Consider the following 12,771-nt stretch of genomic DNA (forward strand, 5'->3'; position numbering starts at 1 on the left):
TTATGAGATGGTCCGCTGTTACTCGCCGCGGGCCTTTTTGATGATCTCTTCCGCGACGTTCTTGGGAACCTCCGCGTAGGAGTCGAACTGCATCGAGTATGACGCACGGCCCGAGGTCTTGGACCTCAGGTCGCCCACATACCCGAACATCTCGGACAGGGGAACGATCGCCTTGATGATCTTGACGCCGCCCATGCCCTCCTCCATGGCCTGAACTTGGCCACGGCGGGAGTTGAGGTCGCCGATCACATCGCCCATGTAATCCTCGGGCGTGGTGACCTCGACCGCGAAGACGGGTTCGAGGATCACCGGATCAGCCTTGCGTGCTGCTTCCTTGAACGCCATGGAACCGGCGAGCTTGAAGGCGAGCTCCGAGGAGTCGACGTCGTGGTACGCGCCGTCCTCCAGGGTGACCTTGACGTCGACCATCTGGTAGCCGGCGAGCACGCCGAACTGCATGGCGTCCTGTGCACCCTGGTCGACCGAAGGAATGTACTCACGGGGCACACGGCCACCGGAGACGGCGTTGTCGAACTCGTAGCCGCCCTCGCCACCTGCCAGCGGGCCCGTGGGCTCGATGCTGATGATGACCTTGGCGAACTGGCCCGAACCACCGGTCTGCTTCTTGTGGGTGTAGCTGACGTTCTCGACCTTGCGCTTGATGGTCTCGCGGTACGCGACCTGCGGCTTGCCGACGTTGGCCTCGACGTTGAACTCGCGCTTCATGCGATCCACGAGGATGTCGAGGTGCAGCTCGCCCATGCCGGCGATGATGGTCTGGCCGGTCTCTTCGTCGGTGTGGACCTGGAACGTCGGATCCTCTTCGGCGAGGCGCTGGATGGCCGTGCCGAGCTTCTCCTGGTCGCTCTTGGTCTTGGGTTCGATCGCGACCTGGATGACCGGCGCGGGGAACGTCATCGACTCCAGCACGATCTGCTTCTGCGGATCGGACAGCGTCTCGCCGGTCGTCGTGTCCTTCAGACCCATGACGGCGACGATCTGGCCTGCGCCCACCGAAGCGATCTCGGCGCGCTTGTTGGCATGCATCTGGTAGATCTTGCCGATGCGCTCCTTGCGGCCCTTGGTCACGTTGATGACCGTGGAGCCGGACTCGAGGCGACCGGAGTAGACGCGCAGGTAGGTCAGCTTGCCCAGGTGCGGGTCAGAAGCGATCTTGAACGCGAGGGCCGCGAACGGCTCGCTCTCGTTGGGTGCGCGGGTGTCGGTCTTGGTCTCGTCGCGAGGATCCAGGCCCGTGACCTCGCCCACGTCGAGCGGGTTGGGCAGGAAGTCGATGACGGCGTCGAGCAGGGGCTGGATGCCCTTGTTCTTGAACGCGGTACCGCACAGGACCGGGTTGAGCTTGGCGGCCAGCGTCGCGCGACGGATGGCCGGCTTGAGGAGTTCAGGGGTGATCTCCGCGCCGTCGAGGTAGGCCTCGGCGAACTCGTCGTCCTGATCTGCCAGAGTCTCGATCATTTCGGAGCGGGCGGCAGCGGCGATATCGACCAGATCGGCCGGGATCTCCTCGATCGCGTAGTCCTCGCCGATCGCGGTCTCGCCGCGCCACACGAGGGCGCGGTTGCCGACCAGGTCGACGACGCCGATGAAGTCGCTCTCGGCGCCGATCGGCACCTGCAGAACGAGGGCCGTGGCGCCGAGGCGCTCACGGATCGTCTTGACACAGAAATCGAAGCTTGCACCGGTGCGGTCGAGCTTGTTGACGAAGCACATGCGCGGAACGCCGTACTTGTCGGCCTGACGCCACACAGTCTCGGACTGCGGCTCGACTCCGGCCACACCGTCGAACACGGCGACCGCACCGTCGAGGACGCGCAGGTTGCGCTCGACCTCAACGGTGAAGTCGACGTGCCCGGGGGTGTCGATGATGTTGATCTGGTTGTCTTTCCACCAGCAAGTGGTAGCAGCGGACGTGATCGTGATGCCACGCTCCTGCTCCTGCTCCATCCAGTCCATCGTGGCGCCGCCATCGTGGACTTCACCGATCTTGTACGTGATACCGGTGTAGAAGAGGATGCGTTCGGTCGTCGTGGTCTTACCGGCATCGATGTGCGCCATGATGCCGATGTTGCGGACCCTCTTGAGGTCAGTGGTGATGTCGGTTGCCACGAGTGTGATCGCTTCCGTTCTAGATGGTGAGCCGATAGGCCCGGTGTTGGAGGAGGAAGACCCCCTCGATGATCGAGGTGATTACCAGCGGTAGTGAGCGAAGGCCTTGTTGGCTTCGGCCATCTTGTGCGTGTCTTCACGCTTCTTGACTGCACCGCCGAGGCCGTTCGAGGCGTCGAGCAGCTCGTTCATGAGGCGCTCGGCCATGGTCTTCTCACGACGCGCACCGGCGTAGCTGACGAGCCAGCGCAGAGCCAGAGTGTTCTGACGCACGGCGCGGACCTCGATCGGGACCTGGTACGTCGCGCCACCGACGCGACGGCTCTTGACCTCGATCGCGGGCTTGACGTTGTCGAGCGCACGCTTGAGCGTGATGACCGGATCGGTGCCGGACTTCTCGCGAGTGCCTTCGAGCGCGGTGTAGACGATCCGCTGGGCGACCTGCTTCTTGCCGTCGACCAGGACCTTGTTGATGAGAGAAGTGACGAGCTGGCTGCCGTAAACGGGATCAGTCTCGACTACGCGCTTGGGCGCGGGACCCTTACGAGGCATTACTTCTTCTCCTTCTTGGCGCCGTACAGGCTGCGAGCCTGCTTGCGTCCCTTGACGGCTTGCGTGTCGAGGGCGCCACGGATGATCTTGTAACGCACACCGGGGAGGTCCTTGACTCGACCACCGCGGACGAGCACGATCGAGTGCTCCTGAAGGTTGTGACCCTCACCTGGGATGTATGCAGTGACCTCGGTACCGCTCGAGAGCTTGACACGTGCGACCTTACGGAGCGCGGAGTTCGGCTTCTTCGGAGTGGTGGTGTAGACGCGCGTGCAGACGCCGCGGCGCTGAGGCGAACCCTTGAGCGCGGGAGTCGTCGTCTTGACGACCTTGCGCTGGCGGCCCTTGCGGACCAGCTGGTTAATGGTGGGCACTACAAACTTCCTTCTTCTGACTGGTGTGAGCCATGAGTCGTGATGCACTCGCCACTGTGCAATCCAGCAGGATGCGCGCATCGGCCTGATGAGTTCAGGCACAGCGACAGATACTACCGGCCAGCCCCGTCCCTATACAAATTGCTCCGGCAAAGCCACCCGCCTGATGGGACGGCAATCTCATCTCAGGGGGTTGTGGGGCCCTTGAACATCGCGATCGCCTCGGCACCGGAGAATTCGAGCCGCTCCTGTCCGACCCGGTGCCACAGGCCGAGATACAGATCCGATGCCGTGCCGGAGACGCTCGCGTGGGCCTCCAGGGACGGGTGACGCTGAACGGGTGTGGCGGTGTCGTCACTGCCCGGGGCGATGACCCATGACTGATCGAGATCCGTGGCTCGCAGCCGGATCGTGGTCTGGATGTCCGGGCGCTTGCCCCGCACGGTCATACGCGGGAAGAACACTTGGAGCACTTCGTCGACGCCGTCGGCTGCGATCGACGGCTCGACCGTCCACTCCGACTCGTCGAGTCCGAGCGCCTGCGCGGCGTCCACACTGTGCACGATCGTCTCGTGCATTTGGCGCCGCGGCCAGAAGGCGGCGGTCTCATTCATGCGCGTGAAATTGGGCACCGGTTCTTCGGGGCTCACACATCGCACCGCCGAAAGCAGTGCCGCGGCTGTTCCGGCGTACCAATCAGCCAGTGGTTCGGTGCTGAGCGGTTCGGGGATCGCGATGCGCTGACCGCTCAGGACTATCGCGGCGGCCCAGCGATGGATGGTCCCAAGATGCTCGGTCAGATCATGCATCGTCCAGCCCCCACAGGCCGGCACCGGCTCATCGCCGACGCCACGCCCCACGAGCTCGGCGAACCGGGTGGTCGCGGTGTCGAGCTCGAGCGGGAAGTCCATCAGGGGGATTCTTTCAGAGAACGATCGAGGAGTTGAGCCAGATGCAGGGCAGACACGTCTGCCAGATCGTCGAGCTGGGTGCGACAGGAAAAACCATCTGCGACAACGATCGCACCCGCAGGGGCGTTACGGACCGCAGGCATGAGCTGTTGCTCGGCGACTGCGACCGACACCTCATAGTGTCCCTTCTCGACGCCGAAGTTGCCGGCCAGGCCGCAACATCCGCTCAATCGGTCAATCGTCGCACCCGTCGACTTCATGATCTCGATGTCGGCCTCGAAGCCCAAGACGGCCGACTGGTGGCAATGCGGCTGGACGACCAGCGTCGTGCCGGTGAGGTCGGGCGCGGTCCACCCCTCGGTGCGTTGGAGCAACTCCGACAACGTGAACACCCCAGCAGCCACGTCGAGCGCTCGCGGATCATCGACCAATTCGACCGCGTCCGAGCGCAGGACCGCCAGGCACGAGGGCTCGAGTCCTACGACAGGCACTCCGGCAGCGACGAACGGGTGCAACTGCTCGATCGCCCGGCCGATCATCTCCCGGGCGGTGTCGAGCTGGCCCGTCGTGATCCAGGTGAGACCGCAGCACTGTGGACGGCTGAGCACCTCCACGTCGTAGCCGGCACCGTCGAGAACCCGCAGCGCGGCGCTGCCGCCGTCGGTCGAGAAGAACTCGGTGAACGAATCGGCCCAGATCACGACTTTCGGACGGTCGCCGCTCACGACCGGACGCGCCGTGCGAGTGAATCGCCGGATCGCGAACATCGGCAGGCTGCGACGTTGGTCGACGCCGGCGAACCAGCGGGCGACCGAGCGCACTCCCGGGGTCCGCAGGCCCAGATTGGCCAACCTGGCGATCGGAGACGTGATCCGTGCCCAGAACGGCAGTCGGCCCAAGATGTAGTGGCTGCGCGGTCGGAGCCGTCCCTTGTACGACTGATGGAGCACCTCGGACTTGTACGTCGCCATATCGGTGCCGGTCGGGCAATCGCTGGCGCATCCCTTGCACGACAGGCACAGGTCGAGGGCCTCGTGGACCTCAGGTGCCCGGTACCCACCGGTCACGAGACGTCCGTCCATCATTTCCTGCAGGACCCGGGCACGTCCGCGGGTGCTGTCCTTCTCGTTCCGTGTGGCTTGGAACGACGGGCACATGACACCGTTCGAGCCCCGGTTGTCGGCAATGCACTTGCCGACGCCCGTGCACCGGTGCACGGCTTTGCCGAAGTCGCCGTCGTCGTGCACGAGCCGCAGCCCGAGTCGGGCCGACATCTTCTCGCGTCCGGGAGAGTGGACCGATTCGGGACCGCGCAGGTCCGCGTCCACGTCGGCAGGACGCACCAACACACCAGGATTCAGCAGATCGTCGGGGTCGAGCACGGCCTTGACCTGCTCGAACAGCGAGATCGCCTCACCGGAGTACATCAAGGGCAGCAGCTCGGAGCGAGCCCGGCCGTCACCGTGCTCGCCGGACAGCGAACCGCCATGTGCCGCGACCTGGGTGGCCGCCTGGGTCAGGAACCGCCTGAACACCTGATGACCGCCGTCGGCGTCGAGCGGAAAGTCGATCCGGATGTGCACGCAACCATCGCCGAAGTGTCCGTAGGGCACTCCGTCGAGACCATTGGACTGCAACAGGGCGTCGAGTTCGCGCAGATAGGTGCCGAGCTTTTCAGGTGGGACCGCAGCATCCTCCCAGCCCGACAAGGCTTTGCCCGGCAAGGTGCGGGTCGCCAGACCCGCACCTTCCTCGCGGATGCGCCAGAGTACGGCCTGCTCTCCGGCAGCGGTGACGATCCGGTGATCTATCGCCGAGGCCGCACGGGCCGCCTTCTGTGCCCGATCGGCCACCTCGCCGACCGTCTCCCCCGAGATCTCCATGAAGAGCCAGCCCTGCCCCCGGGGCAGGTCGGGCACTGAGCCCCGGTGCGTCCGGTAGACGTCGACGATCCGCGAGTCGAGCCCCTCACACGCGGTCGGCTCGAACGGCAGCAGCGACGGCACATCGTCGGCGGCCTCCGCCATCGAGCCGTAGCCCAGCACGAGCACCTGTCGGACCGGCGGATCCTGCACCAGCCGCACGGTCGCAGACGTCATCGTGGTCAGCGTGCCCTCGGTGCCGGCCATGAACGTCGCGAGGTCGAAACCGTTCTCCGGCAGCAGATGCTCCAGGCTGTATCCCGAAACCTGCCGTCCGAATCGGCCGAACTCGGTTCGGACCGTGGCCAGGTTCGCACCGATCAGATCGCGCAAAGCATCCAATGTGGCCGATGACTGCGGCGCCGATCCCCGGCCCAGGGTGAGCTGCTCACCGGCCATCGTGACGACATCCAGACCGATGATGTTGTCGGCTGTGCGGCCGTAGGCCAACGCGCGCGAACCGCAGGCGTTGTTCCCGATCATCCCGCCGACCGTGCAGCGGGTGTGGGTCGACGGGTCCGGACCGAATCGCAACCCCGACGGCGTGGCAGCTTTCTGCAGCACAGCATGGACCGTGCCGGGTTCGACGCGTGCGGTCCGAGCTTCGACATCTATGTCGAGGACCCGATTGAGGTGTCTCGTGAAGTCCATCACGACGCCGGGACCGATCGCATTGCCGGCGATCGACGTGCCGGCACCACGTGATGTCAGGGGAACACCGGTCGCACGACAGGCAGCGATCGTCGCGAGAACCTCTTCGGTGCTACGCGGCCGCACCACGACCTGGGGAATGACCCGGTACAAGGACGCATCGCTGCTGTAGAGAGCCCTCGTGATGGTCGAGTCGTCGACGTCGGCGACTCCGAGCCGCCGCAGCTCGGCGACCACATCTGACGTCAGTACGGTCATGCAGCGGCCACCGATGTCACCATAGGTCGGCCGCAGGCCGACAGCCATGCAGCGGCGAAGCCGCGACCGAGCGCGACGGAGGAGCGTGTCATGGCTATTACCAATTCTCGATGGAGTTGTTCAGGATCGTGGCGACGTCGTCCTCGGTCACCACTAGTGGCGCAGTCGCCAGCAGACGCTGCTGCTTCATGGTGCCTTCGACGAGCGAATCGATGTCGCTCGTGCCGAATCCGACCTCCGCGATGCCCGATGGGATGCCGACATCGCGCATGATGCCCGCGAGCACCTGGGGCAGGAAATCCGCCGGGTCGTCGGGTCTCACGGCGTCGGGAGCGAGCAGCTCTGCGGCCCGGACGTGGCGTTCGGGTGAGGCCGAGAACGTGAACCGGAAGGCTGCCGGTGCCGTCAGAGAGACGGCCATGCCGTGGGGCACCATGGCATGGTCGACGTCATAGTCCGCGGGCCGGAAATCGCGCACCTGGCCGGCGATCGGATAGGCATTGGCATGCGGGATATGGACCCCGGCGTTGCCGAAGCCGAGCCCCGCGAACGTCGCCGCCATCGCGACCTCGGTGCGTGCCGCCATATTGCCACCGTCATGCACCGCGGTCCGAAACGAGCTCGCCATTAGGCTCAGTGCCTTTTCCGACCACATGTCCGCGATCGGATTGGAGCCGCAGTAGGGCACCCGCTCATCGGCCTGCTTGCGCTCATAGGACTCGAACGGACGGGCGGTGTAACTCTCGAGGGCGTGGCACAAGATGTCGAGCCCCGAGGCGGCGGTGACGCCCGCTGGTTGGGTCAAAGTCAGCTCCGGGTCGACCACCGCGAGGGTCGGCCTCAGCCGGGCGTGCGAGATGCCGGTCTTGACGTGCTGGCTGACGACGTCGAGGACGCAGATCGTCGTGCTCTCACTCCCGGTACCGGTTGTCGTCGGAATCGCGATCATCGGGAGGAGCGGCTTCTTCGGTGCCCGAGCTCGACCCACGGGCGCGTTGATGTAGTCGAACAGCTCACCGTCATTGGTCGTCAGCAGGTTGACCGCCTTCGCGGTGTCGATCGCGCTGCCGCCGCCGACCGCCACGATGACGTCGAATGGCCCCTCGGCCCGGGCGAAGGCGATGGCCTCCTGCAGGCTTGCATCGGTCGGCTCGACGCGACTGCGCGCGAAGACGACAGTCTCGATCGAGGCCGATCGAAGGGAATCGGCAATCGACGCAGGAGCGCCCGTGGCCTCGACCCCTGGATCGGTCACGACGAGCACTCGACGCGCATCGAACTGGGCCAGATCATGCGCGAGTTCGTGCCGCGCACCGGCACCGAACTTCAAGCCCGGTGCGCCATACGTGAAGACGGTTTCTGGCTGCTGCGGTTCGAATCCCGGCATCTCGACTCCTCGTTCCCCGATGATGATTCCACTAGCATGCTACTGCGCGTCGGCGTCTGGCAAATCGTCACCTCGAGGGATCTGCAGATAGCGCACCAGATCACGGGCCCAGCCCGGATCGACCTCCTGCTCCCCCGGCACAGCCACCTGGTGCATCAGCAATGTCGCAGTGTGCACCAGGTGCTCCTCCATGCGTGCCGCAGCAGCCTGCGGATCCCGCGACACGATCGCGTCGACGATCGGGACATGCTCGTTGGCCACATCCGTCATACCGCGTGAGCGATCGATCGTGAGAGCACCCCGCGCCTGGATCGAATCGCTCAATGTCATGAGTTCGGTCTGCAGGCGCGGATTGTTCATGACCGCCGAAATGGCCTGGTGCAGTTGACGGTCATGTGCCATCAGTCCGGATTCGTCGGCCTTCTCGGCGCACTCGCGCATCGCGGCGAGTTCGGTTTCGATCGCCGCGACGGTACCGGCGTCGGCGTGCGAGGCCGCGAGGGCAGCGGCCGGGACTTCGAGCATCAGACGCAACTCGAAGGCGGCCCTCACGTCGGCCACTGAGACACCGCGGATACGCACACCCCGGTTGCGTTCGATCGTCACGAGACCCAGATCGGCAAGCCGCAACACCGCGTCCCTGACCGGCGTCCGCGATACTTCGAGGATGTCGGCGAGTCGGTAGATCGAGTGCAGCGATCCAGCCGGAAACTCACCTGTCACGATCGACTCGCGCAGGCTGACGAAAACCCGATCCGTCGTGGAGATGCGTGCCATCGGGCTGATTGTCCCGTCTGCTTGGGGTGACTTGGGGCGAAACGATATCGTGTGGAGCTGGTGCACGAGAGGCCGTCATCTCGACGTGGCTCGAATACGGGCAGCACAACACGTCACGCAAGGGGAACATATGAAGTCTCGGGCTATGTCGGTGGCGGTTGTCGCCGCGCTCCTCGCCGCCACGGCAGCATGCACGAGCCAAGAGTCCCCCGACGGCGATCCCTCCACACGTCCCACCACGACCGCGACCCCGACGTCGACCAAGGCACCGGATCTGTCGGAGCACGAGTCGGGCCCCGAGAGCCCCATCGCCTACGGACTTTTCGTGCCGCGCGGCGCGACGCAGCTCGGCCCGCTGTTCCGCTACCGCAGCGCAAGGCTCATCGCCGACTACACGCCGGAGCTGAACGCCGCCGTCGCCCAGAAAGCCGCCGAAGAGGCCCAGAAGGCCGCTGAGGAAGAGGCCGACGGCACACCGATACCCACGCCGACCCCCACGCCCACGACACGGCCCAGCCCCGACACGTTCAAACTGCTCGAAGACGCCCCCCGTCCCGACACATCGGTGTCGCTCATGCGGATAGACGGAGATCCGACTGAGGTACTCCGACGGATGTTGGCGCAGATCAACGCTGCCATCCCGACGGCGAACCTCGACCTCAACGATCTCTCGAAGCACTGCCAGTCCACCGATCGCCGGATCACCGGCTGCCAGGCATCTGTCCGCGGCATGACCGAGGACGACCGGGAGATCGACGTTCGATTGTCGGTCGATCCGGGCAAGCTCTCGACCCGCACCTCTCCCCCGGCCTCGCTGACCCGTCCGGTCATGGAGCTGACGGTCGAGGCGGTCGGCGATCCACGTACCGTCCAACTCAGCTCCGACACCGGCTCGCTGTCCGATATCGCCGACGTCAATTCGACCGAAGACACCTCCGGACTGATCTGGCCCAAGATGGACGAGGACGCGCCGTTGACGACCAAACTCGTCAACGGGTGGACCGTGCCGCCGGCGTCGACGCTCCTGCTGAGCGGATTCAAGGTTCCGTTCGCCGTCACGACCAATGCCAGTGCGGCCGACGCGGATCAGCTCGCCGAGCAGTTCGTGGCAGCCAATAATCCCAAGGGCACCGTCAGCAAGGATGTCGTCGAGGACCTCAACTCGGTCGGTACGAGCTACTCGGTGCGGACCAAGGACGGGGCCACGGCTCGGGCCGTCTACATCCTTTCGGCCCGTGGCAACTACACCGCGTTCCTCTACACGCCCACCACGAAGTGATCCGGGCTCGCCAACACGTGCTCGACCATCGGTAGGACGGGCCACACCGCCGAGCCGACGTCGCTGATCGGCACCCACTGAGCCAGATCGGTCGTACCGCCGACCTCGACGACATGGGGTTCGGTGCCGGGCTCGACATCGACGACATACAGCAGGTGGACTCCGTGGTAGTCCTCGTAGCGGTCGCCGCGACCGAGCTCGACGAGATGGATGTCGTGCACGTCGACCAACCGCGCGGTGCGAGCCCGCAGGCCGGCCTCCTCGTACAACTCACGCAGCACCGCGTCATACGGCGATTCGCCGTGGTCGACTCCCCCACCCGGCAGGGTCCACGTGCCGGCCGGATAGCCCTGTGGTGAGATACGTGTCAGCAGGATCGACTCGTCACGCAGCACCACGGCGTAGGCGCCCAGACGTTGGGTTCGTGACGGCTCGTTCACATCATGCTCCAAGAATGGGTCTCCATGAATCGATCTCCCCCGAGGTCGAGGTGGATCAAGGCTATTAGAGTCAGGAGCAATGAGTACCCTCGACCCGCTGCCGGTTGCGACCGCTCCGCCAAAGGAGCGTGTGGCCTATCTCGACAACGCCCGCTACTGGGTCATGCTCCTCGTTGTCATCGGACACTGCCTGACCGAATACGTCGTGATGAGCTCGGCGCACGGCGTCTACACGTGGATCTACTCGTTCCACATGCCGTTTTTCATCCTGATCTCGGGCTACACCGCGCGGCACTACGTCGGAGACTTCCGGCAGATCCGCCGGATCGTCAGCACCTTGATCGTCCCGTACCTGCTGGTCGAGACGAGCCTGCAGCTCATCACCCGGCACTACGACGGGGAACCCGAGACCCTCATGATCTTGTCGCCGCAGTGGATCGGCTGGTTCCTGGCGGCTCTGTTCTTGTGGCGCATCACGACCCCGATCTGGCGGGCACTCAAATACCCCATCACGACGTCGATCGTGATTTCCTTGCTGGCCGGTCTGATCGAGATCCCGAACGTGCTCGCACTGCCCAAGGTGCTCGCGCTGTTGCCCTTCTGGGTCATCGGTCTGCACATGAACCGCGATCTGTTCATGCGGCTGGGCGACTGGCGTATTCGCATCCTGTCGGCCATCACGTTGGTGACGGCATTCGTCATCTGCCAGTTGTATTCCGGTGAGTGGATCACCCGCTGGCTGCTGTGGAAGGACCGCTACTCCGAACCGCCATTGGACGCCGGAGCGTGGGACGGCATGGCCACCCGCGGAGGTTTGCTCTTGGTGGGGGCGGTCCTGACGTTCGCGACCCTCTCGCTGATCCCCCGCTCACGGTCCATCACGACGGTGCTGGGCGGACGCACGTTCTACTGCTACCTGCTGCACGGCTTCATCATCATCCTGCTCGACCGCGAGCTGGACCTGTGGAAGAACATGGAGCAATACGGCGCCTGGGCGGTGCTCGGATTCATTCTCGGCGCTGTGGTGCTGGCCAACCTGCTGATGACCAAGCCCGTCGCCACGATCTTCCGGCCGATCTTCGAGCCCAAGCTGACCTGGCTCTTCCGGGAGGCCGAGCCACCGTCGGTTCGGGTGCCGGTCAGCGAACTCGAGAAGCTGGACAAACCGGCGGCGCACAGCCCATGAGCCGCACCTCGCTCCTCGTCTCAGCCGCGGCCATCCTCTGCCTGAGCGCTTGCGGCGGCCCGAGCAAAGGATCACCCGATCCGAAGGACACCAGGCCGTCAGAGACGATCGTCAGCACCGGCTGCGCAGACCTGATCGTGCTGGGGGCACGGGGATCGACCCAGGACCCCGACAAGAACTACGGGGTCGGCGGCGAGGCACGGGCCACCGCGGTGCAACTCGCGAAACAACTGCACCGAAGCAACGGTTGGACCACCAGGATCGTGGGCGTCCGCTACGACGCGGCTGCGTCGGCCACCCAGGCGCTCTACGTCGAGCACGTCTCTGACGGGGCCCGCTTGATGGCGTCGCGGCTGAAGAAGCTGCAAGCCACCTGCCCGGATGCCCGGTTCGTCCTGATCGGATTCAGCCAGGGCGCTCAAGTCGCTCATGCAGCGGCGCTCGACCTTCCGGACTCCTTGGCCGCCTCCGTTGCCGCGGTCGCGATGATCGCCGATCCGCGACGCAATCCCGACGACCGCATCGCTCAGTGGACGTACGGATCAGCCGCTCCCCTTCCTGGACGCCTCGGAGCGGGGACCCCCATCGGCGAGAACCTTCGCGACATCGCGATCAGTTTCTGTGTCGCTGACGACGAGATCTGCAATGGCGCAGGGAGCCCTGGTCAGACCCCCTCCAAGACCCACAAAGAGTTCTACGAGCAACCCTCGAACGCCCGCCAGACCGCCAAGCAGATCGCCCTCATCCTCGCGAGTCACTGAGTTAGACCCCGCGAGTCACTTAATTACGTCCCGCGAGTCACCGAGTCGTTCGTCCTTGTCATCGACTGACTCGCCGACCGTAACCAAGTGACTCGTCGGCAGTAATTAGGTGACTCGCGAGCGGGGGATGGGAAAGCCCCCGG

General features: G+C 65.0%; 11 protein-coding genes. 3 read left to right on the forward strand and 8 right to left on the reverse strand.

What is annotated here, in order from left to right:
• Positions 1 to 18: 18 nt before the first annotated feature.
• From fusA to ACXJKC_RS17525, 7 genes are all read right to left on the reverse strand, one after another.
• On the reverse strand, positions 19 to 2,130 hold the full coding sequence (gene fusA, locus ACXJKC_RS17495; protein WP_456698020.1) for an elongation factor G: 2,112 nt from the start codon (positions 2,128 to 2,130) through the stop codon (positions 19 to 21).
• 81 nt (positions 2,131 to 2,211) lie between these two features.
• Entirely contained in the window at positions 2,212 to 2,682 is a 471-nt protein-coding gene (gene rpsG / locus ACXJKC_RS17500) for a 30S ribosomal protein S7 (RefSeq protein WP_456698021.1), read from the reverse strand.
• Complete coding sequence (rpsL, locus tag ACXJKC_RS17505; RefSeq protein WP_056606137.1) at positions 2,682 to 3,056, reverse strand: 30S ribosomal protein S12; 375 nt, start codon at positions 3,054 to 3,056, stop codon at positions 2,682 to 2,684. Before rpsL ends, rpsG begins: the two co-directional genes overlap by 1 nt.
• Before the next feature lie 185 nt (positions 3,057 to 3,241).
• Complete coding sequence (locus ACXJKC_RS17510) at positions 3,242 to 3,967, reverse strand: maleylpyruvate isomerase family mycothiol-dependent enzyme (RefSeq protein WP_456698022.1); 726 nt, start codon at positions 3,965 to 3,967, stop codon at positions 3,242 to 3,244.
• On the reverse strand, positions 3,967 to 6,798 hold the full coding sequence (locus ACXJKC_RS17515; protein ID WP_456698023.1) for an FAD-binding and (Fe-S)-binding domain-containing protein: 2,832 nt from the start codon (positions 6,796 to 6,798) through the stop codon (positions 3,967 to 3,969). Before ACXJKC_RS17515 ends, ACXJKC_RS17510 begins: the two co-directional genes overlap by 1 nt.
• 97 nt (positions 6,799 to 6,895) lie before the next feature.
• The gene (locus tag ACXJKC_RS17520; protein ID WP_456698024.1) at positions 6,896 to 8,185 is read right to left on the reverse strand and encodes a hydroxyacid-oxoacid transhydrogenase; all 1,290 of its coding nucleotides are present in this window, start codon (positions 8,183 to 8,185) and stop codon (positions 6,896 to 6,898) included.
• Between the two features lie 39 nt (positions 8,186 to 8,224).
• Positions 8,225 to 8,962, reverse strand: a complete 738-nt coding sequence (locus ACXJKC_RS17525) for a GntR family transcriptional regulator (protein WP_456698025.1) — start codon at positions 8,960 to 8,962, stop codon at positions 8,225 to 8,227.
• Positions 8,963 to 9,092: 130 nt separating this feature from the next.
• Between ACXJKC_RS17525 and ACXJKC_RS17530 the strand changes: the two genes are divergently transcribed.
• Positions 9,093 to 10,241, forward strand: a complete 1,149-nt coding sequence (locus ACXJKC_RS17530; protein ID WP_456698026.1) for a hypothetical protein — start codon at positions 9,093 to 9,095, stop codon at positions 10,239 to 10,241.
• Here ACXJKC_RS17530 and ACXJKC_RS17535 read toward each other — a convergent pair.
• A complete protein-coding gene (locus ACXJKC_RS17535) occupies positions 10,220 to 10,681 on the reverse strand; it encodes an NUDIX hydrolase (RefSeq protein ID WP_456698027.1) in 462 nt (153 codons plus the stop codon). The two genes, ACXJKC_RS17530 and ACXJKC_RS17535, sit on opposite strands and share 22 nt — an antisense overlap.
• A gap of 79 nt (positions 10,682 to 10,760) precedes the next feature.
• On the opposite strand from ACXJKC_RS17535, the gene ACXJKC_RS17540 reads away from it, so the two are divergent.
• Positions 10,761 to 11,867 (forward strand): acyltransferase family protein, encoded by a 1,107-nt coding sequence (locus tag ACXJKC_RS17540; protein ID WP_456698028.1) that lies wholly within the window; start codon positions 10,761 to 10,763, stop codon positions 11,865 to 11,867.
• Positions 11,864 to 12,628 carry a cutinase family protein gene (locus ACXJKC_RS17545; protein WP_456698029.1) on the forward strand — a complete coding sequence of 255 codons (765 nt, stop codon included), beginning with the start codon at positions 11,864 to 11,866 and terminating at the stop codon, positions 12,626 to 12,628. The genes ACXJKC_RS17540 and ACXJKC_RS17545 overlap by 4 nt, the downstream gene beginning before the upstream one ends.
• Positions 12,629 to 12,771 lie beyond the last annotated feature (143 nt).

It is taken from the genome of Aeromicrobium sp. P5_D10 (genome assembly GCF_054049535.1).